This is a genomic window from Actinotalea alkalitolerans (assembly GCF_023369855.1).
Lineage (GTDB): Bacteria > Actinomycetota > Actinomycetes > Actinomycetales > Cellulomonadaceae > Actinotalea.
Genome location: NZ_JAMBPP010000005.1, coordinates 197127 through 217750, shown reverse-complemented (window position 1 = coordinate 217750; position 20624 = coordinate 197127). Strand labels below are relative to the sequence as shown.

The 20624-nt window shown below is 74.3% G+C and carries 19 protein-coding genes; 9 read left to right on the top strand and 10 right to left on the bottom strand.

Features of this window, described 5'->3' with window-relative positions:
- Nucleotides 1-7: 7 nt before the first annotated feature.
- The 4 genes from M1R94_RS08000 to M1R94_RS07985 all read right to left on the bottom strand — a co-directional run bounded on the left by M1R94_RS08000 (nt 8) and on the right by M1R94_RS07985 (nt 3415).
- Complete coding sequence (locus tag M1R94_RS08000; RefSeq protein WP_249381141.1) at nt 8-1432, bottom strand: serine hydrolase; 1425 nt, start codon at nt 1430-1432, stop codon at nt 8-10.
- Nucleotides 1433-1441: 9 nt separating this feature from the next.
- The gene (locus tag M1R94_RS07995) at nt 1442-1882 is read right to left on the bottom strand and encodes an STAS domain-containing protein (RefSeq protein ID WP_249381140.1); all 441 of its coding nucleotides are present in this window, start codon (nt 1880-1882) and stop codon (nt 1442-1444) included.
- 92 nt (nt 1883-1974) lie between these two features.
- Complete coding sequence (locus tag M1R94_RS07990) at nt 1975-2490, bottom strand: aminoacyl-tRNA deacylase (RefSeq protein ID WP_374109446.1); 516 nt, start codon at nt 2488-2490, stop codon at nt 1975-1977.
- Between the two features lie 76 nt (nt 2491-2566).
- The gene (locus tag M1R94_RS07985) at nt 2567-3415 is read right to left on the bottom strand and encodes a universal stress protein (RefSeq protein WP_249381138.1); all 849 of its coding nucleotides are present in this window, start codon (nt 3413-3415) and stop codon (nt 2567-2569) included.
- Nucleotides 3416-3781: 366 nt separating this feature from the next.
- Here M1R94_RS07985 and M1R94_RS07980 point away from each other — a divergent pair, with 366 nt between their 5' ends.
- From M1R94_RS07980 to M1R94_RS07970, 3 genes are all read left to right on the top strand, one after another.
- Complete coding sequence (locus tag M1R94_RS07980) at nt 3782-4561, top strand: alpha/beta hydrolase (RefSeq protein ID WP_249381137.1); 780 nt, start codon at nt 3782-3784, stop codon at nt 4559-4561.
- Nucleotides 4562-4637: 76 nt separating this feature from the next.
- On the top strand, nt 4638-4958 hold the full coding sequence (locus M1R94_RS07975; protein WP_249381136.1) for a PadR family transcriptional regulator: 321 nt from the start codon (nt 4638-4640) through the stop codon (nt 4956-4958).
- Nucleotides 4955-5710 (top strand): hypothetical protein, encoded by a 756-nt coding sequence (locus tag M1R94_RS07970; protein ID WP_249381135.1) that lies wholly within the window; start codon nt 4955-4957, stop codon nt 5708-5710. Before M1R94_RS07975 ends, M1R94_RS07970 begins: the two co-directional genes overlap by 4 nt.
- Nucleotides 5711-5745: 35 nt before the next feature.
- Here the strand turns inward: M1R94_RS07970 and M1R94_RS07965 are convergent, their stop codons facing one another.
- The 3 genes from M1R94_RS07965 to M1R94_RS07955 are packed head-to-tail and all read right to left on the bottom strand — an operon-like array spanning nt 5746 to nt 10489.
- Nucleotides 5746-6744: an NAD-dependent epimerase/dehydratase family protein gene (locus M1R94_RS07965; RefSeq protein WP_249381134.1), complete on the bottom strand. Its 999-nt coding sequence runs from the start codon at nt 6742-6744 to the stop codon at nt 5746-5748.
- Entirely contained in the window at nt 6741-9470 is a 2730-nt protein-coding gene (locus tag M1R94_RS07960) for an alpha/beta fold hydrolase (RefSeq protein WP_249381133.1), read from the bottom strand. Before M1R94_RS07960 ends, M1R94_RS07965 begins: the two co-directional genes overlap by 4 nt.
- Entirely contained in the window at nt 9467-10489 is a 1023-nt protein-coding gene (locus tag M1R94_RS07955) for a 3-oxoacyl-ACP synthase III (RefSeq protein WP_249381132.1), read from the bottom strand. The genes M1R94_RS07960 and M1R94_RS07955 overlap by 4 nt, the downstream gene beginning before the upstream one ends.
- A 188-nt stretch (nt 10490-10677) precedes the next feature.
- Here M1R94_RS07955 and M1R94_RS07950 point away from each other — a divergent pair, with 188 nt between their 5' ends.
- The 3 genes from M1R94_RS07950 to M1R94_RS07940 all read left to right on the top strand — a co-directional run bounded on the left by M1R94_RS07950 (nt 10678) and on the right by M1R94_RS07940 (nt 16410).
- Entirely contained in the window at nt 10678-11547 is an 870-nt protein-coding gene (locus tag M1R94_RS07950; RefSeq protein ID WP_249381260.1) for an SDR family oxidoreductase, read from the top strand.
- A 223-nt stretch (nt 11548-11770) separates the two neighbouring features.
- Entirely contained in the window at nt 11771-16141 is a 4371-nt protein-coding gene (hrpA, locus tag M1R94_RS07945) for an ATP-dependent RNA helicase HrpA (protein ID WP_374109445.1), read from the top strand.
- Between the two features lie 74 nt (nt 16142-16215).
- Entirely contained in the window at nt 16216-16410 is a 195-nt protein-coding gene (locus tag M1R94_RS07940) for a hypothetical protein (protein ID WP_249381131.1), read from the top strand.
- Nucleotides 16411-16476: 66 nt separating this feature from the next.
- Here M1R94_RS07940 and M1R94_RS07935 read toward each other — a convergent pair whose 3' ends face one another.
- Together M1R94_RS07935 and M1R94_RS07930 are read right to left on the bottom strand one after the other, a co-directional pair.
- Nucleotides 16477-17244 carry an ABC transporter permease gene (locus M1R94_RS07935; protein ID WP_249381130.1) on the bottom strand — a complete coding sequence of 256 codons (768 nt, stop codon included), beginning with the start codon at nt 17242-17244 and terminating at the stop codon, nt 16477-16479.
- Nucleotides 17241-18155: an ATP-binding cassette domain-containing protein gene (locus tag M1R94_RS07930; protein WP_249381129.1), complete on the bottom strand. Its 915-nt coding sequence runs from the start codon at nt 18153-18155 to the stop codon at nt 17241-17243. The genes M1R94_RS07935 and M1R94_RS07930 overlap by 4 nt, the downstream gene beginning before the upstream one ends.
- Nucleotides 18156-18258: 103 nt before the next feature.
- Here M1R94_RS07930 and M1R94_RS07925 point away from each other — a divergent pair, with 103 nt between their 5' ends.
- From M1R94_RS07925 to M1R94_RS07915, 3 genes are all read left to right on the top strand, one after another.
- Nucleotides 18259-19089, top strand: coding sequence for a TetR/AcrR family transcriptional regulator (locus M1R94_RS07925; RefSeq protein ID WP_249381128.1), 831 nt, complete (start codon nt 18259-18261; stop codon nt 19087-19089).
- Nucleotides 19086-19652, top strand: a complete 567-nt coding sequence (locus tag M1R94_RS07920; RefSeq protein ID WP_249381127.1) for a DNA-3-methyladenine glycosylase I — start codon at nt 19086-19088, stop codon at nt 19650-19652. Before M1R94_RS07925 ends, M1R94_RS07920 begins: the two co-directional genes overlap by 4 nt.
- Before the next feature lie 81 nt (nt 19653-19733).
- A complete protein-coding gene (locus tag M1R94_RS07915; RefSeq protein ID WP_249381126.1) occupies nt 19734-19937 on the top strand; it encodes a heme biosynthesis protein HemY in 204 nt (67 codons plus the stop codon).
- Nucleotides 19938-20121: 184 nt separating this feature from the next.
- Here the strand turns inward: M1R94_RS07915 and M1R94_RS07910 are convergent, their stop codons facing one another.
- Nucleotides 20122-20607 (bottom strand): (deoxy)nucleoside triphosphate pyrophosphohydrolase, encoded by a 486-nt coding sequence (locus M1R94_RS07910; protein WP_249381125.1) that lies wholly within the window; start codon nt 20605-20607, stop codon nt 20122-20124.
- Nucleotides 20608-20624: the final 17 nt, after the last annotated feature.

The following is a 20624-nucleotide window of genomic DNA, read 5'->3' as shown; positions in this document are numbered from 1 at the left end:
TCCGGACTCAGCGGGACAGCCGCAGGGCGTCCTCGGCGATCCCGACCATCGTGACCCCCGGCAGGGCCTGCCGGGGGTCCACGGCCGCGGTCTGCAGCACCACGACGGTCGCCGCACCGCCGTCGGGCTCGGCGTACCAGGCGCCGGCCATCGTGCCCACCGAGCTGCCGCCCTTGAAGGCCACGTAGGCCCACTCCTGAGCCTCCTCACCCAGGCCCGGGTTGGCCGCGAGGATCTCGCGCAGGACGGCGCCGTGGGAGGTCTCGGCCCGCTCGGCGAGGCCCACGTGCGCCGCGCAGAGGTCGTCGGCGGTCGCGAACCAGTCCACGTCGTGGGTCCAGGCCGCGACCTGGCCGATCTCGGCGAGGTCGATGTCGATCTCACCGCCCGGGAGGCCGTCCAGCAGGGCACGGCGCGCGTCGGTGCCGGCGTCGCGCCACTCCTCGCGCAGTGCCGCTCCACCTCCCCAGCCCAGCTGGAAGAGCTCACGCGTGGTGGCGAGCGGGATGTTCGCACCGGGGTCGGCGTGCCCCAGGTCGGTCAGCGCCTGCTCGACCTGCTCGCGGCCGACGGCGTCCACCAGGAGGTCCGTGGCGGTGTTGTCGCTGATGGCGATCATCGCCCGGGCAGCCTCCTCGACCGTGACCGTGGTGCCGGTCGGTGCGTCCTGGAGCTCTCCCGAGGGCAGCGAGCGCAGGTCGTCGGTGAGCGTCAGCCGCTCGTCCCAGGCCAGGTCACCACGGCCCACCGCATCGACCACGGCGCCCAGGACGTAGAGCTTGATGATCGAGCCGACGGGCAGCTGCTCACCGGCCGCGCTGCCCGCGGGAAGGCCGTCGAGTGCGACGCAGGTGCCGTCGTGCGCGACGGTCGCGACGAGCAGCGAGGTCTCGCCGGGCAGGTCGTCGACCTCGTCGAGGAGACCCTCCCAGGAGGTCGCCGGGTCGCGTGGTGGGGGAGGCTCGCCGAAGAAGAGACCGATGATGCGCTCGTCCTCGTCCACCGCGAGCTGCATGAGGAGGCTGCTCGCGGGTCCTTCGAGGAGCACCTCGAGGCTGCTCGCGTCCCCGGTGACGGCTGTGGGCACCCAGGGGCCTAGGGCCCGCACCTGGTCGAGCACCGCAGGGAGCTGGTCCGCCGGGATCTCCTCGAGGAAGAGGTCCGCGAAACGCTCGGCGGCCTCGGGGACCGGGCTGCCGCTGTCGGCCTCGAGCTGCTCGATCACCCATGCGGCCTGCCGCCCGGCGGCGTGGCCGGGCATGTCGACGGGCTGCGGCGAGGAGTCCTCGCCGGGCGGGGACGGCTCCTCGGTCGAGGCAGGTGCGTCCTGCGGGGCGGGCGTGCAGGCCACGAGCGCCCCTGCGGCGAGCACCAGCCCTGCGACGGCCACGTGGCCGACCGCACGGTGCACGACCTCCCGACGTCCCCCCACGCCGCCTCGCTAGGCCACTGTCGGTGCCAGGTCGGCCAGGGCTGCGTCGCCGGACGCGGAGCGGCCGGTCGCCGGGCCGCTGGACGCCGCCAGGGCCTCGTCGGTCCGCTCGATGCGGAGGTGACCCTGGAGCCCGACCATCTCGAGCAGGTCGAGCACGTGGTGGGGCGGGTTGCGCAGGGTGCACAGCTGCGCACCCTCGTCGCCCAGGCGGTGCAGCTGGATCACGAAGGCGATCCCGGTCGAGTCGATGAAACGCACCCGCGAGGCGTCGATGACGACCGGCCCGCCGCGGCGGGCCACCTCGATCATCGAGGCGCTGGCCTGCTCGCGCAGCGAGGCGTCGACCTCGCCCCAGAGGGTCACCAGGGTGCCGTCGCCCTCGTCGGCCACCGAGATGCCGTCGGCACCCCGGTTGCCGTCGTCAGGCAGATCGTCGTCGTGCGTCACAGCACCTCTCATCGTCGGTGGGCCGAACGCCCCCTGGGTAGGACGTCCGAGCGCCTCGTGGTGTTCCACGGTGGCGGGATCCGCCGGTGGCGTCAGGCGGTCGGTTCGGACGGCTCCTCGTCGGTGACGTCCGCGACGGTCGCGCCCAGGGCCAGCACCATGCGGCTGCCGTCCACCGTTGCGGACGTCCCGTGCGCCCCCGCCCCGATCGACATCGCTCGGCCGGCCACGCGGGCGTCGGCGACGACCGGCCAGGCGTGGGCGGCTCCGAAAGGGGTGATGGTGCCCCGCTCGTAGCCGGTCACGGCCAGGGCGACCGCGGCGTCGGGCATCGAGAGCCGCGAGACGCCGAGCACCTCACGGAGCTTGGGCCAGGAGATGGTGCGCCCGCCGGGGACCAGGACGAACAGGTAGTCGTCCTCCCCGCGGCGGACCACCAGGGTCTTGACCACCTGCGACGGGGTCAGCTTGCGGGCCGCGGCCGCCTCCTGGAGGGTCCGGACCGGTCCGTGCCGGACGAGCCGGTAGCGCAGCCCGCTCGCGTCGAGGGCCGCGACGGCCCGCGCCTCGCCGTCGAGGACGCCGTCCTGATCATTCACAGGAGACATCCTCACACCGTCCGCCGACATCGCCACTGCGCGAGACGGTCGGCGGGCGCCGGGCCCGCCGACCATCCGCGTGATCTCAGCTCGTGCGAACGACCAGCACCGGGCACGGCGCGTGGATCACGACCGTGTGGCTCACCGACCCCAGGAGCATCCGCACCACCCCGTGCCGCCCGCGCGAGCCGACCACCAGGAGCCGGGCGTCGGCGGCCGCGGCGAGCAGTGCCGTGGCCGGCTGCTCCCGGACCAGGTGCTGGTGGACCACCAGGTCGGGGTACTTCTCGGCCAGGCCGGCGACGCTCTCGCCGATCAGCATCCGCTCGTTCTCGGCGAGCTGCTCGTCGAAGCCCCCGACGAGGTACTCGGCCGAGACGTAGACCGCGGGTTCCTGCCAGGCGCGCACGACGTGCAGGTCGGTCCCGGTCCGGTCGGCCTCGGCGGCGGCGAGCGCCACGGCCGCCACGCCGTCCGGCGACCCGTCCACACCCACGACGACGCCACTCGTCCCGGGTCCTGGCAGGGCCGGCACGACAGCGACCGGGCACCGTGAACCGGCGGCCACCTGGTACGAGCGCGAGCCGGAGAGCACCCGCTCGGCCAGGCTCATCCGGTGGGAGCCGACCACGACCAGGGCGGCAGTCTCCGACCTGGCGGTCAGGGCGCGGGCGGGGGTCTCACGGTCCACCTCGGTCCGGACCTCGAGACCCGGTGCGGCCTCGAGGGCCCGCTCGGCCTCGGTGCGCAGCAGGCTCCTCGCGTGCTGCTCGACGGCCTCGTCGAACGACACGTCGTAGTCCGCGTAGGGGACCCCGACCGCGTTGACGATCTCCAGGGGGCAGTGCCGGGCGCGCGCTGCGAGCGCGGCCCAGACGAGGGCGTCATGGCTCGACGGGGTGCCTTCGACCCCGACGACGACGGGTGCGGTCATGGCCGTTCTCCTCCCGGGTTCGCCCTGGGCACGGCCAGGCGGGACGGGAGGGTCGTGCCGACGGCGGTCCTGCTGTCCTCTCACCGTTCACCTGCGAGCAGCGACGCGTACAGGACCTTCGTCCTTCGCCCCACAGCCCACCACGGAGGCAGCATCGCCCTCACGAGTCCGGTGCACCTCCGCCCCCGGTTCACGCGGCTCCGTCGAGGTCGCACATCTGCACGCAGGACGCACGTTCGCCAGTGCGTCCTCGGTGCGAAGGTGCGACTTCGCGTGAGCGAGGTGGGGTGGGTGGGTAGCACCCCGGCGCTGCGGTTGGAACGTGGCGTTCATGCGCGCGACATCGCAGCGCCCTAGCGTGGGGTCATGCCTGAGGTCGTGATCGCGACGCCCCGTGGCGTGCACCTGTCGGGCACCTTCACGCCCCCGACCCTCGAGCCGCCCTCGGGGCTCGCCGTGGTGTTCGCCCACGGGTTCCTGGGCGAGCGGTCCTCGCGCGGTCGCAACGACCGCCTCGCGGCCGCCTACCGCGAGGCCGGCCACGCGACGTTGACCTTCGACTTCTCGGGCTGCGGCTCCTCCGACGACGACGTGGTGACGGTCGCCCACGAGGTCGAGGACCTGCACGCGGCCATCGGTCACGTGGTGCAGGCGGGCTTCGGGCTGGTGGTGCTGCACGGGCACAGCCTCGGCTCGCTGGTCTGCCTGCGCACCCACTCCGCGCACGTCGTGGCGATGGTCCTCACCGGGGCGATCACCGGACCGATCAACCACCCCTGGCGCGAGGTGCTGGGCCCCGATCACTGGACCGAGCTGCTGCGCACCGGCCGCACCCGGGTGCTCGACGACGGGCCGACCGCCCGTGAGCACAACGTCATCAGCACCCAGACCCTCGCGGACTTCTCCGACGTCGGGCAGGCGGCGCTGCTGGGGGCGGTCACCTGCCCGGTGCTCCTCGTCCACGGGGGCGCCCTGGTCGACGGCGAGGAGAACGAGCTGCTGACCCGGTCGCGCGTCGGCCTGCCGCTGCTCCCCGAGGGGTCGCGCCTGGAGATCGTCCGCGGCGCGGACCACGCCCTGATGCAGGACACCGAGAACGTGGCCCAGTGGGCCCTGGACTGGCTCGCCCGGACGCTGGCGCTCTGAAGGACGTGCCCCGCCGAGGGTCGGCTGCAGGCACGGGTGCTTGACGCCGGACCATTTGTTCTACACAGTGGGAGACATGAGGGCACCCGGCGGTCTGGAGGTCGACGTGCTGCTCGCGGTCGCCCGGCACGACGGCGCGGCGTACGGGCTGCTCGTGCGCGAGGAGGTCAGCAGAGCACGGGGACGTGAGATGTCGGTCGGGGCGGCCTACACGACGCTCTCGCGGCTCGAGGCCAAGGGCCTGCTGACGTCGCACGCCACCGAACCCCTGCCGGTGCGCGGCGGCCGCTCACGGCGGGAGTACCGCCTCACGGCGGCCGCGAAAGAGCTGCTCGCGGCTGAGCGCGAGTGCGCCGACCGACGGTGGGGCAGCGCACCCCTGTGGGGTCAGGCATGAGCGCCCGGGCCCACGACGTGGGGCACGCGACCACCCCCGCGGACTCCGCCGGTCGTACCGGCGCGACCGACCAGGCGCTCGAGCTGGTCGTCGCGGGCCTCGCGTCCGACCAGGACGCGCTCCTCGGGGACCTCACCGAGGGTCGTGCCGGGGTCGCGAGCGCGCAGGGGGAGCGCGCGGCCCGGCACTGGTGGCGACGCCAGGCGCTGCTGGCCGTGCCGGTGCTGGCGTGGCACGGCCTGGTGCACCGTCCGCTCATGTGGCTGCTCGGGCTGACCGGGTTCGTGGCCTGGACGCTGCTGACCGCGCTCGTCCCCGCTCCGTTCGGCACGGACGTCATGTCCTACGACGCCTTGCACCCCTCCCTTCCCTCGGTGACCGACATCGTCGCGGACACCGTCGTGATCGGGATCGGCACGCTCGTCGCCGCGGCGGTGGCGGGTGCCGGCACCGCGGCGCTGGCCCGCCGGGCACGTCTCGTCCCTGCCCTGGTGACCGCGGCGCTGATGATGCTCGTCTCGACGCGGAGCGGGTTCCACGTCGTGCTGGGGCCGGGCCGCTGCGAGGAGATCGACAGGTGGACCACGTCGTGCACCGTCGAGCTCGGCGCCGCCTCTCGGGACGCCATCGTCCCCGCGCTGTGGCAGCTGCCCACGATGATGACCCTGCTCCCGGTGGCGACGACCGTGGGCGCACTGGCGGTCGTGGCCTGGTCGCGGCGACGACGGGGCGTCGAGCCCGCACCTGACTGAGCACACCGGCCGCGTGCCCGCCGACGCGGCCGTGCTCAGCCGCGGGCGCTCGCGGCGAGCCGAGCCAGGCCGTCGTCGAGGCTGACGGTGGGCTGCCAGCGCAGGTCGGCCCGCGTGCGTCGCTGGTCGAACCAGTGCGCGGTCGAGAGCTGCTCGGCCAGGAAGCGGGTCATCGGCGGCTCGTCCGCACCGGGCCGCAGCCTCCAGAGGGTCTCGACCGCGCCACCCGCACCCCGCGCGAGCGCGGCCGGGACCCGCCACCGGGGCGCGGGAACCCCCATCGCGGCGCAGATCCCGGCGATCATCTCGGCAACCGGCCGCGGCTCACCGTTGGTGACCACGTAGGCCCGTCCGTGGACCGCGCCCCCCGGTCGGCCGTCAGCATCGGTCTCGCCCAGCCGCTCGAGGGCCGCGGCGATCGCCGACGCCGCGTTGTCGACGTAGGTGGTGTCGATCAGCGCCGTCCCGTGGCCGAGCAGCGGCAGCCGGCCCGCACGCGCCCGCTCGACGATCCGGGCCACGAGCTGGGTGTCCCCCGGGCCCCACACGATGTGCGGGCGCACCGCGACGACCGGCAGCGAGGCGGAGTCGGCCCCCAGGGCCAGCAGCTCGGCCTCGGCCTTGGAGCGCGCGTAGTCGCCCCGGGCGTGCACCGGGTCAGCCGGGAGCGCACCGTCCCCCATGATCGACAGCCCCGTGTGGGCCACCGACGGCGAGGAGACCTGGACGAACCGTGCGACGTCGTGCCGCAGGGCCGCGGCGAGCAGGTTGGCCGTGCCGCCGACGTTGACCCGGGCGAAGTCGGCGGGGTCCCCCGCGAGCGAGACCTTCGCCGCGAGGTGCACCACGGCGTCGGTGCCCACCACCGCACGCTCGACGTCGGCCGGCACGGTGATCGACCCCCGGACGTCCTGGACCCCCCGGAGCCCGCTCGGGCGACGCTGGAACGTGCGGACCTCGTGCCCGGCCCCACGCACCTGCTCGACCACGGCCCTCCCGAGCAGGCCGCTCGCACCGGTGACCAGGACCCTCACGGCTGCCGCACCCGACCGCCGGCCAGGACCTGCCCGGCCCACCCCGACAGGTGCGCCCGGTCGATCTTGGAGTTGTGCCGCACGTCCGTGGGCAACCGGGGCACCACGAGCACCGCCGCGACCGGGGCGCCCGCAGCAGCCCGGACCGCCGAGGCCACCGAGGGGACCGCGAGCGCGACCCGCCGCGCCACCGGGTCCGTCTCGGCCACGACGACGAGCTGCTGGGTGCCCCGGGGCCCGACACCGACGACGGCGGCCCGCACCACCCCGGGCACGGTCTCCACGCGCTGCTCGAGACCGACGGGGGTCACCACGCCGTCGGCCGTGACCATCACGTGCGCGAGACGTCCCTCGACCCACAGACGTCCGTGGTCGTCGAGGTGGCCGACGTCACCGGTGCGGTGCCAACGATCACCGGCCAGGCCGTGCCGGCTGACCCGGTCGGTCAGGTGCAGCCGGTCGTAGTGGTCCTTGAGGTGCGGGGCGGAGACGACGATCTCCCCCGTCACGTGCGGGGTCGTGCCGGGAGCGCCGACCGCACGCCCCTGCCCGTCCAGGGCGCTGACCCGGACCCGGGTGGTCGCGGTGGGCACACCCACGCACACCCCGCCCGGACCGTCGTCCGACCCGGGTCCCGTGGTGGCCGCGCGGATGCCGGCGAGGGTGATGTCGGTCATCAGCAGCCCCTCGGTCATGCCGTAGGGGGTGTGCGGCTCGGCGTACGGCATCAGCCGGGCGGCCTCGGCGAGCAGCCGCTCGGGCACCGGGGCGCCCGCGGACAGGAAGGTGCGCACCCCCGCGAGCGCCTCGTGGTCGGCCCGGGTGAGCGCCCCGGCCGTGGCGACCACGTTGGCCAGGGCTGCCGGCGACAGGAACAGCACCGTGGCGTCGACCGCGGCCGCCGCAGCCGCCACCGACGAGGCGGTGAGGGTCTTGGGTGAGGTCACGTCCATCGCGGGGGTCACCGAGCGGGCACCCAGCGCCGGGGCCAGCAGGGCGAACGGGGCGAACCCCGCGACCAGTCCCGTCCCGGGCCCGATCTCGTACTGCGCGCACAGCGCCTCGCACACCGCCGCGAGCTGCGCGTGGGTGTAGACGACGCCCTTGGCGGGCCCGGTCGACCCCGAGGTGAAGAGCACCGCTGCGGTGTCGGACGCCGACGGCTCGGCGGGCAGCCCACCACCCTGCGACAGCAGCGCCGCCTGTCCCAGGTCGGACAGGTCCGCCAGCGAGAACGAGACTCCCAGCGCCCGCGCAGCGGGGCCGGGCAGCGGGACGGTCGAGATGCGCTGGCCGGGCCAGCCGAGGGCGCGCGCCGCGGTCAGGCCCGGCAGGGCACCGATCACGTGGTCGGGCCACGCGCCCCGGACGGCACGGGTCAGGCCGCGCAGCCCCAGGCCGGCGTCGACGACCACGACGACCGCACCGATCCGCAGGCACGCGTAGAGCACCGCGGTGAGGTCCGCCCCGGGCGGCACGAGCAACGAGACCCGGTCACCGGGGCGCACGCCGATGGTGCGCAGACCGGCCGCGAGCTCGTGGACCCGCCGCGAGAGCAGTCGCCAGCTGACCACCCGCGGCGCGGGGCCCGACGGGGGTGCCATCTCGACCAGCGCCGTCGCAGTGCTCTCGTGCTGCGCCTCGAGGTGGTGCCAGAGGGGCCGGTACGGGACGGCGGGGGGCGGGTCGCCGTCGGGCGGCGCACCTGCGGGGGTGCCTCCTGCCAGGACCTGCGAGGTCGTGCCCACCTCCCGTTCGTGCAGCCAGGTGAGGGTGGCGGTGGCGTAGTCGACGTCCTCGGCGACCAGGTGGCCCGCGGTCTCGAAGCGGTGCACGTCGGCGCGGGGCAGCCGGTCGACGAGGTCGTCGAGGTAGCGGTCGCCGAAGATCGGGTCGCGGGGACCCCACAGCAGCAGGGCCGGGACGTCCAGGCCACGGACCCCCTGCGCGACGCGTCGCAGCTCGGCGTGGCTGGGGTGGTCGGGACCGGCGGGGATGTCGGCCACGAAGCCACCGATGCCACCCCGGCGGGAGGCCTCACGGTAGGGCGCGCGGTAGCCGTCCTTGACCGCCGGGTCCAGAGCGGGACGGGCCAGGGCCAGGGTGGTCTCGAGGAACGCCGGGGTGCTCACGGTCACCCGGCCCAGCACGCCCGGCCGCAGGGCGACCCGCAGCGGGGCGGGGATCGGGACGTCCTCGGGCTGGTGCACCGCGGTGTTGAGCAGCGCGACGCCCGCGAGCAGCTCGGGGTGGTCCACGGCCCAGCCGAGGGACACCACCCCGCCCCAGTCGTGCCCGAGGGTCACCACCGGGCCCGACAGCCCCAGGCCGTCGGTCAGGTCGCCGAGGTCGCGGATCCGCCGTGCGAGCGGGCGGGGGGAACCGGTGCGCGCCGAGAACCCCATGTCGAGCTGGTCGACCGCCACCACGCGCCACGCCGGCCCGCCCGCCGCGGCGGCGTCCGTCGCGGCGCGGACCAGCCGACGCCACAGGTAGGACCACGTCGGGTTGCCGTGCACGCACAGGACGGTCCCGACGGGCGCGACGCCCAGGTCGGCCAGATGGTCCTGGTTGTCGAGCAGGTGCCAGCTGTGGGTGGTCGCGCCGCCCCCGTGCTGCGGGACGGTCACCACCCGCGAGAAGGAGTGGTCCAGGCCCGCCAGCCCGCGCGGGGGCAGCTCGGCCGGCGCCGTTGCCCAGGCCGCACCCGGCAGGCGAGGTGTCACCAGGCGATCTCCATCATCGCGGTGTTGATGCCCGAGCCCACGCCCATGAGCAGCACCCGGTGCCCCGGCTCGAGGGTCGAGGCCTCCTGCGCGAGGGTGATGGGGATCGAGGCGGGGCCGACGTTGCCGTAGTGCGGGTAGGTCACCGGGACCTTGCGGCGGTCCAGCCCGACGGCCTTGACCAGGGCGTCGGTGTGCACGTCGGAGACCTGGTGGACGATGTAGCGGTCCATCGAGCCCCAGCTCCAGTCGCCCATGGCCTCCTTCCAGGCGGACAGCACGAGCTCCATGCCGCCCTTGAGGAGGGCCTTGGCGTCGGTGACCATCCCGCTGACGCTGCCCACGCACAGCTCGTTGAACTGGGTGGCCGCACGGGTCACCCCACCCAGGATGCGGTGGCCCGCGGGATGGGCGTCAGCCGGGCCGAGCACCGCGGCCGCCGCGCCCGAGCCCAGGGTCAGGGTCGCGAACTCGCTCATGAAGTCGCTGCGGGTGATGCCCTCGCGGTGCAGCCGGTCGATCGTGTTGTCCTGGATCTCGTCGGCGTCCTCGCCGTTGATGATGATCGCGTAGCGGACCTGACCCGAGTCGATGAGCTGTGCGGCCAGGCTCATCCCGTTGATGAACCCGAGGCAGGCGTTCGCGAGGTCGAAGTTGATCGCCGACGACGGCAGGCCCAGCCCGTGGTGGATGCGCACCGCGACCGAGGGCTCGAGGTGCTTGCGGGTCACCGAGGTGTTGATCAGCAGCCCGATCTCGCTGCGGTCCACCCCGGCCTCGGCGAGGGCCTTCTCCCCTGCGGCGATCGCAGCACCGTCGAAGGTCTGGCCGTCGGCCCAGTTGCGGCGCTCGTGAACCCCTGCGACACGCTGGAGCAGACCGCTGGGCAGCCGCAGCCGCTTGAGCACCGGACGCAGCCGGCTGTCGATGTCCGCCGAGGTGGTGACCCGGTCCGCCATGGTCGTCGCGAGGGACAGCAGCGCGACGTTGCGATGCACCGACGTGGCGTTGCCGTTCACTGCGCACCCCTCTCGGGCGGTTCCGACCCCTCTCGGGCGGGCTCCGGACCTGCACGGACTCCCGGCAATCCTGCCATCCCCGCCACGCACCCGCGCCCGCGGCGGGTGCGGATGCCCCGGTCCGGGGGCAGGATGCTGATCACGGGGGGAGTCGGCGCGGCCGGTCCGCGCCCGAGGAGGGGACCATGATGACGTCGCGACCCGCTGCACCCATCGCCGTCACGGGGGCCACCGGTCACGTGGGAGGGCTCGTGGCACGCGACCTGGCCGCCACCGGGGTCGAGCAGCGCCTGCTGGTGCGCTCGAACGACCGCGCCCCCGACCTGCCCGGTGCGACCGTCTTCGAGGCCCCCTACGACGACCGGACCGCGGCGGTCATCGCGCTCACCGGCGTCCGGCTGCTGCTCATGGTCTCGGCCGCCGAGAGCGAGGACCGGGCCCGGCAGCACCGGGCGTTCCTCGACGCGGCCGCCGAGGCCGGTGTCGAGCACGTCGTCTACACCTCGTTCCTCGGCGCTGCGCCCGACGCGACGTTCCTGCTGGCCCGTGACCACTGGGCGACCGAGCAGCACATCCGCGACACCGGCGTGCACCACACCTTCCTGCGCAACAGCCTGTACCTCGACGTGCTGCCCGAGCTGGCGGGTCCCGACGGCGTGATCCGGGGTCCGGCCCGTGACGGGGTGGTCGGGGCGGTCGCCCGAGTCGACGTCGCCCGGGTGGCGACCGCGGTGCTCGCCGAGCCCGACCGCCACCGGGACGTGACCTACGACCTGACCGGCCCCGAGGCGCTGACCCTCGCGGAGGTCGCCCGGACGGTCAACGAGGTGACCGGGAGCGCCCTGACCTACCACCACGAGACCCTCGAGGAGGCCTTCGACTCCCGAGCCGACTACGGCGCACCCGACTGGCAGGTCGCCGCGTGGGTGTCGACCTACACGGCCATCGCCACCGGTGAGCTCGCCGCGGTCACCGGCCACGTCGAGGCGGTGACCGGCCGCCGGCCGATGTCGCTGCGCGAGCACCTCCAGGCGACGCACCCCGCCGCCCGGGGGTGACGGCCCGGAAAGGGAGAGCGCCCACCCGCGGCGTCGGCGACAATGGTCGCTCGTGAGTGCCGGAGCGCAGGACCAGCAGCCGACGTCGGGTTCCCGGCGCCGGTCCGGCGCGCGCGGCCGCGGCCGTGGCAGGCCCCGCGGTCCCCGCACGGACCAGGCCCCGGGCACGACGACCGGTGCCGCGGGGGGCACCGGTGCCGCGGGGGGCACCGACGCCAGCCCCGTGACCCGACCCCCGGCCCGGGACACCGCGCGCCGCACCCGGCGGGCCACCGCGCGCCACGCCGTGGTCGTACCCCCGATCACCTATCCCGAGCAGCTGCCCGTCTCGGCGCGCCGTGAGGAGATCTCGGCGGCGATCCGTGACCACCAGGTGGTGATACTGGCCGGGGAGACCGGCTCGGGGAAGACGACGCAGCTGCCCAAGATCGTGCTCGAGCTCGGCCGTGGGCGCGACGGGCAGATCGGCCACACGCAGCCCCGGCGGATCGCGGCGCGCACCGTGGCCGAGCGGATCAGCGAGGAGATCACCGGCGGTCCGGGGGCGCTGGGCAGCATCGTGGGCTACCAGGTGCGGTTCACCGACCAGTCCTCGGAGGACACCCTGGTCAAGGTGATGACCGACGGGATCCTGCTCGCGCAGATCCAGCGCGACCCGCAGCTGCTGGCCTACGACACGCTCATCATCGACGAGGCGCACGAGCGGTCCCTGAACATCGACTTCCTGCTCGGGTACCTGACCCGGCTGCTGCCCCAGCGCCCCGACCTCAAGCTGATCATCACCTCGGCGACGATCGACTCCCAGCGGTTCGCCCGCCACTTCGCCGGTCCGCCGACCCCCGAGCACCCCGAGGGCGTGCCGGCCCCGGTGGTCGAGGTCACCGGACGCACCTACCCGGTCGAGCTGCGCTACCGGCCGCTGTCGCCCGAGCCCGCACCGGCCGACGACGAGCTCGACACCCGTTCGGCGAAGGCGCGCGGCGAGGAGCGCGACCTGATGACCGCGATCTGCGAGGCGGTCGACGAGCTGACCGTCGAGGGCCCCGGGGACATCCTGGTGTTCCTGTCCGGCGAGCGGGAGATCCGCGACGCCGAGGAGGCCCTGCGCGGGCACCTCGGTGCGCGGGCGGTCGGTGCTGGGCAGCCGCTGACCCCGCAGTCGGTCGAGCTGCTGCCGCTGTACTCGCGACTCTCGGCCGCCGAGCAGCACCGGGTGTTCCAGCAGCACGGCTCGCGCCGCGTGGTGCTGGCCACCAACGTCGCCGAGACCTCGCTGACCGTGCCGGGCGTGCGCTACGTGATCGACCCCGGCACCGCCCGGATCTCGCGGTTCTCCAAGGCCACCAAGGTGCAGCGGCTGCCGATCGAGCCGATCAGCCAGGCCAGCGCCAACCAGCGGTCCGGGCGGTGCGGGCGGGTCGCGGACGGCATCGCCATCCGGTTGTACTCGCCGGAGGACTTCGCCTCACGCCCCGAGTTCACCGAGCCGGAGATCCTGCGGACCTCGCTGGCCTCGGTGATCCTGCAGATGGTCGCCGTGGGGGTCGCGCAGACCCCCGACGACGTCGCCCGCTTCCCGTTCGTCGAGCCGCCCGACGTGCGCTCGATCCGCGACGGGGTCCAGCTGCTCACCGAGCTCGGCGCCCTGGAGACCGGGCCCGAGGGCACCCGGCTGACCGAGGTCGGCCGCTCGCTCGCGCTGCTGCCGATGGACCCCCGGCTGGCCCGGATGATCGTCGAGGGCGGGCGCCGGGACGTGGCCCGGGAGGTGATGGTCATCGCCGCGGCGCTGTCCATCCAGGACCCCCGCGAGCGCCCGGTCGAGCAGCGCGCCCAGGCCGACCAGTCCCACGCCCGCTTCGCCGACCCGACGTCGGACTTCCTGACGTACCTGAACCTGTGGCACCACATCAAGGACCAGCAGCGCGAGCTCTCGGGCAGCGCGTTCCGCCGCATGTGCCGGGCCGAGCACCTCAACTACCTGCGGCTGCGCGAGTGGCAGGACGTCGTCGCGCAGCTCAAGGAGATGGCCAAGCCGCTCGGGATCACGGTGCGCCCGCCCTCGGCCCGCGCGACGGTCTCGAGCGGGCCGGCGTCGGGCACCGTGCGGCGGTCCGCGCCCGGGGCCCGCGCGCTCAACGCCGAGGAGGCCGCCGCCGAGGCGCTGGTGCGCGACGGCGCCCCCGAGAAGGTGGACCTGCGTCTGGGCTGGGACGCCGACCGGATCCACCAGGCCCTGCTCGCGGGCCTGCTCAGCCACCTGGGCATGCAGGAGGTCACCGAGGTCAAGGTCGGCGGGCGGGGAGCGCCGTCGGCCAAGGGCGGCCGGCCGATGAAGAAGGTCTCGCGCAACGAGTACCTGGGGGCGCGGGGCGCGCGGTTCGCGATCTTCCCGGGCTCGCCGCTGTCGAAGAAACCACCGGCCTGGATCATGGCCGGTGAGCTGGTCGAGACCTCCCGGCTGTGGGCCCGCGACGTGGCGCGCATCCAGCCCGAGTGGGCCGAGGAGCTCGCCCCGCACCTGGTGCGCCGCAGCTACTCCGAGCCGGCGTGGTCGACCAAGCAGGGCGCCGCGACGGCCCTGGAGAAGGTGCTGCTCTACGGCGTGCCGATCGTCGCCCAGCGCAAGGTGCTGTTCTCCAAGGTCGACCCCGAGCACGCCCGCGAGCTGTTCATCCGGCACGCCCTGGTGCAGGGCGAGTGGACCACCCACCACGCCTTCTTCCACGACAACCGGGCGCTGCTCGAGGAGGCCGAGCAGATCGAGCACCGGGCCCGGCGGCGTGGCCTGGTGGTCGACGACGACGCCCTGTTCGCCTTCTACGACGAGCGCCTGCCGGCCGACGTGGTCTCCGCGCGGCACTTCGACACCTGGTGGAAGACTGCACGGCGCCGAGAGCCCGACCTGCTGACCTTCACCCTGGGCATGCTCGTGGCCGAGGACGCCCCGGACGTCGACCCCTCGCAGTTCCCCACGGCGTGGCCCCAGGGCGACCTCGAGCTGCCGCTGACCTACCAGTTCCAGCCCGGGCAGGAGGCCGACGGCGTCACCGTCCACATCCCCGTGCAGGTGCTCAACCGGGTGCGCCCCGAGGGCTTCGACTGGCTGGTGCCCGGCCTGCTCGAGGAGCTCGTGACCGCGACCGTCCGCAGCCTGCCCAAGCCGGTGCGCGTCCAGCTCGTCCCGGCCCCCGACGTCGCCCGTGAGGTCGTCGCCTGGATCCGCGCGAACCTCCCCGGGTGGCAGGACACCGTGCGTGCCGCGGACATGGCCGACTCCTTCCACGACGCCTTCGCCCGCGCGGTCCGCGCGCTGCGTGACGTCGAGGTGCCCTCGGACGCGTGGGCCGACGACCGCCTGCCCGCCCACCTGCGGATGACCTTCCGGGTGCACGAGGAACGCGGCCCCTCGAGCGTGCTGCTCGACGAGAGCACCGACCTGGTCGCCCTGCAGCGACGGCTCGCGGCGCAGTCGCAGAACGCCGTCCGCTCGGCGGTGCGCGACGCCGTCCGGGCCGCCGTCCGCGAGACGGGTGAGGCCGGGGCGGGAGGGGTCGCGGGAGCGGTGCTGTCGGGCGCGCCGAGGGGTGACGTCGGCCCCGGGTCCTCGGCTGCCCGGGCCGCGACCCCCGCACCCGGGCCGCAGGTCGCCGCAGCCGCCACGAACGCGGGCACGGCACTCGAGCAGGAAGGGCTGACCGGGTGGCCCACCGACCTGGAGGACGGGCGGATCCCGCTGGTGGTGACCACCGCCGTCGGGGGGATGACCGTGCAGGGGTACCCGGCCCTGGTGGTCGAGCCCGGACCCCCACCTGCCAAGGGCCGGCCCTCGCGGCCCGTCGTCTCGCTGCGGGTGCTGGCCGACGCCTCCCAGGCCGGCCGGCACGCCGAGGGGGTCCGCGAGCTGCTGCTGACCGAGCTCGCCCTGGCCACGGGCCGGATCACCAGCCGCTGGTCCGGCACGCAGTCGCTGACCCTCGCCGCCTCCCCGTACCGCAGCACCGACTCCCTGGTGCTCGACCTCCAGCGCGCCGCGGTCGACGCCCTGGTCAGCGAGCACGCCGCGGGAGAGGTCCGCGACGAGCAGACCTACACCGCGCTGCGGGCGGTCGTCCGGGACGCCCTCGAGGACCGCACCCACCGGGTGGCCACCGACGTCGCCGCCGTGCTCGCCGCGGCCCGTGAGGTCGAGGGCGCCGTCCGGGACTCCGCGACGATGGCCCTGCTCAACACCGTGACCGACGTCCGCGACCAGCTCGTCCGGCTCGTCCACGACGGGTTCGTGCTCGAGGTGGGCGCCGCCCGGATGCCCCACCTGGTCCGCTACCTGCGGGCAGCCCGGCACCGGCTCGCCAAGGCCGCCGAGAGCCCGCAGCGCGACGAGGGCCTGGCGTGGCAGGTGCACGAGCTCGAGGAGGCCTACGACACCGCCCTCGCCGCCGCTCGCGCCGGTACGCACGACCCCGCGCGCCGGGCCCGGCTGACCGAGGTCCGCTGGATGCTCGAGGAGCTCCGGGTCAGCCTGTTCGCCCAGCAGCTCGGGACGGCGCACCCGGTCTCGGCCAAGCGGATCCGGACGGCGCTGGACGGGTGATTTCTGCCCGCCGGACGACCCCGGTCCCGGCAAGGACTCCCGCGGGCACCCGGTCGCACCGTACATTTGGGGCCATGACGGACACGACTACGGAAGTCGCCCAGGCCCGGGCCGCGCTCAGCGCGCCGATCGCCGCACCGGATCCCGAGGTCCTCGGCGCCGTCCACACAGGCCTGCTGGCCGTCCCCGTCGAGCCATCCGCCCCCGGCGCCGCTCCCTCGCAGAGCACCTCTCCCCAGCTCGCCCTGCGCCGTCGAACCGGCCTCTGAGCCGGGCACCGCACCCCTGTCCGCACCGCGACCGACCGCGCCTGCCGGTGGGCCCGCCCTGACGGCTCACCGCGCCCGTCCCCGCCGGCCGAAGAGGACCGCGGCCCCGACCGCACCGACCACCGCCAAACCTGCGCACCAGGCCACGGCAAGCCAGGCCGCGTCGTTCGGGGTCCCCATCAGCAGGCCGCGCAGGGTCTCGATGACCGGCGTGACCGGCTGGTGCTCGGCGAACGCGTGGAGCGCCCGAGGCATCGTCTCGGTCGGCACGAAGGCGCTCGAGACGTAGGGCAGGAAGAGCACGAAGAAGGTGAACCCGCTCGCCGACTCGGCGCTGCCGGCGACCAGCCCGACGCAGACCGACAGCCACGAGAACCCGAGCACGAACAGCAGGACCACTCCTGCGGCTGCGAGCCACTCGAGGGAACCGGCCGTCGGCCGGAACCCGACCGCGTAGGCCACTCCCACGACGCACACGGTCGAGACGGTGTTGCGCGCCAGGCTCGCCACGACGTGCCCGACGAGCACCGACGAGGGCAGGATCGGCAGCGTGCGGAACCGGTCGACGATGCCCTCGGCCATGTCACCGGCCACCGCCACCGCGGTCTGCGCAGCGCCGTAGCCGGCGCACAGCAGGATCACCCCGGGCACCACGTAGTCGACGTAGCCGCCCTCCGGGGTGATCGCCCCGCCGAAGACGTACACGAACAACGCCATGACCATCACGGGGAGCAGGATCGAGAGCAGCAGGGTGTCGATCTCGCGGGTGCTGCGTCGGACGCTGCGCCCGATCATCGTGGAGGTGTCCCGCAGGGCCAGGTTCGTCGCGCTCATCGTCGTGCCCCGGCGATCACGTCGGTGGTGGGGGCGGCACGGTGGCCGGTGAGTGCGAGGAACACCTCGTCGAGCGTGGGCTCACGCACCTGCCAGCGCTGCACGTCCAGACCCTGGCGTCGGATGTTCGCCAGCACCTCGCCGACGTGCTCGATGCTGCCGTCGGTGGGGATCCTGGTCTGCGTCGCGTCCGCCAGGACGAGCTCGACGAAGGCCTCCCCGAGCCCGCTCTTGAGCTGGCTCGCCGTGCCCTCGGCCACGACGCGCCCCTCGTCGATGACGGCGATGCGGTCGGCGAGCCGGTCTGCTTCCTCGAGGTACTGGGTGGTCAGGAAGGTCGTGGTCCCGTCGTCGGCGACCTCCCGCACCAGGTCCCACACGGTCTGCCGGGATCGCGGGTCCAGGCCGGTGGTCGGTTCGTCGAGGAAGAGCACCTGGGGCCGTGCGACGAGGCTGATCGCCAGGTCGAGCCTGCGCCGCATGCCGCCCGAGTAGGTCCCGACCAGGCGGTCGGCAGCTGCCACGAGGTCGAAGCGCTCGAGCAGCTCGTCGGCGCGGCCCCGCACGCTCCGTCGAGGCAGGTGGTGCAGCCTCGCCATCAGCAGCAGGTTCTCGCGGCCGGTGAGCTTGCTGTCGACGGCGGCGAACTGCCCGGTCAGGCTGATCACCTCGCGCACCCGCCGAGGTTCGCGGGCGACGTCGAACCCGGCGATGGTCGCCGACCCGTGGGTCGGGCGGAGCAGGGTGGTGAGGATGCTGATGGTGGTGGTCTTCCCGGCGCCGTTGGGCCCGAGCATCGCGAAGACCTCGCCGGGCCGGACGTCGAGGTCGATGCCCTCGAGCACCCTGGTGGTGCCGTAGGACATCCGCAGGTCGGTGGCGTGGATCGCTGCCTCGGGGCGGGGGCTCATCGCGCGACCCACGTTGTTTCTGTGTACGCCATACATCCAGTGTGTATGCCGTCCACGGTTCTGTCTACCCCGTAGACAGATAGGCTTCCCACGGAGGTGCACGATGGCCACGCACGACCCGCCCGCGCCCGTCGACAGCGAGCCGGACACCACCGCCGAGCTCCCCCGCGAGCTCGCCGTCCTGTGGCGCAGCCAGGCGCCCGGACGACGCGGGCCACGACCAGGGCTGACCCTGGACCGGATCGCGGACGCGGCGATCGCGCTCGCCGACGCCGAAGGGCTGGCCGCGGTCTCGATGGCTCGCGTCGCGGCGGCGCTCGGCGTGACCACGATGGCCCTGTACCGCTACGTCTCGAGCAAGGACGAGCTGCTCGCGGTGATGGCAGACGTCGCCGTCGGATGGCCACCGCCGCCGCACGCAGCCGGAACCGAGTGGCGGGTCGCCCTCGAGGGCTGGGCCCACGCGCAGATCGCCGCCCTCACCGCGCACCCCTGGATCACCCGTGCGACCGCCAGCCCGCCCCTGGGCCCGCACAGCCTCGCCTGGCTCGAGGCCGGGCTCAGAGCGCTGGACGACACGCCGCTCGACCCCGGGACGAGGACCTCGGTCGTCGGGGCCCTCTCCCTGCACATGCTCAGCGAGGGTCAGGTGCTGGCAGCGATCGCCGACCAGGAGCGAGCCCAGGAACGCACCGGGTCGCGCGCGCCCGAGCACCCGGCACTGGTCGACTACGCCACGCTCCTGCGCCTCCTGGCCGACGCCGACGACCACCCGCACGTCGTCGCGGCCGTCGCGTCCGGCGCCTTCGACGACGACCCGGACGAGCCCTACGACACCAGCATCGGGCTGGACCTGCTGCTCGACGGCATCGCGGCGCTGATCGACCGGGCCGCGGCCCAGCGTCCACCGCAGGACGGACGGGGCGACGCATGACCGGCCGCTGCTTCGGTGACGGGACTCCGCTCTACGAGGAGTACCACGACACCGAGTGGGGCCTGGAGGTGCGCGGGGACCGTGAGCTGTACGAGCGGTTCAGCCTCGAAGCCTTCCAGTCCGGGCTCGCCTGGATCACCATCCTGCGCAAACGACCCGCCTTCCGCGCCGCGTTCGCGGACTTCGAGCCGGCCGTGGTGGCCGAGTACGGGGACCACGACGTCGCCCGGCTCCTGGCCGACGCGGGCATCGTGCGGAACCGCGCGAAGATCCTGGCCACCGTCGCCAACGCCCGGGCGGTGCTCGACCTGCACGCCCAGGGCCGTACGCTCACCGACCTGGTGTGGGCCCACGCCCCCGCCGACCGGGTACGCCGGCCCCGGGCGACCACGTTCGCCGAGGTGCCCGCCCAGACCGAGGAGTCCCGCGCGCTGGCCCGTGAGCTCAGGTCGGTCGGGTTCCGCTTCGTCGGCCCGACCACCGCCTACGCGGCCATGCAGGCCTGCGGCCTGGTCGACGACCACCTCGCGGGCTGCCCGGTGGTCGGCGCCGACCAGGGCTGAGGGTTCTCCCCGGGGCGCCGCGAAGGCCATGATGACCGCACGCGAACGCCGCCGGCGGACGCCCGAGCCGAGGTGGCAGTCATGAGCGAGGACATCGGGTCGACAGAGGTCACCGGGCTCCCGACTGACCCCGGGCCCACGGCCTCGGCGGACCGGTACCGGGTGCTGCCCGAGCGGGTCCCGGTCGAGCAGACGATCGCCACGATCGACGCCGAGGCCGTGCCCGACCCGACCATGGGCCGCGACACCGATCACGAGTGGTTGCTCCGCAACGTCGGGCCCTGAGGACCGTCGCGCGCGGCCCGCAGCACGGGGACCCGGCACCGCAGCACGGCAACACCGGTCACGTGCCGGCGACGTCCTGGTCGCCCGCCCGCAGCCCGAGGCCTCGGCCTCGTCGAGCAGCGAGTGCCACTCGTCACGGGGACGGCCGGTCCGCCGTCGGACGGTGTCGTCGCCGACGGACTCCTCAGTGGACCGGGTCCGGCTCGTGGCCATGCTCCGACGGTACGCGCGGGGCAGCCGCAGGGGACCGACGACCGGCCAGGAGCGCCCCGACGATCGGGACGTCGGCGTCCAGCCACGCGACGTCGAACCACTCCCCCGGCCCCAGCCAGCGCAGCTCGTCGTGCTCGACCAGCGGGTGGGGCCGGCCCTCACGGACGGTCGCGGTCCACACACGCAGCACGTACCTCGACGAGATGGGCCACGGCCCCCCGCCCGGCGCGGTGATCTCGTCACCGAGAGCGATCCGCACACCGAGCTCCTCGGCGATCTCGCGGTGCAGCGCCCGCTCGGGGGTCTCACCCGGGTCGACCTTGCCGCCGGGGAACTCCCACCGACCCGCGAGCCTGGTGGGCTTGTGCCGGCGAGCGGCGAGCAGCAGACGGGGGGCGTGGAGGTCGTCCACGAGCGCAGCGGCGACCACGGTCACAGGACGCTCAGGACGGGACATCCGACGATTGTGCCAAA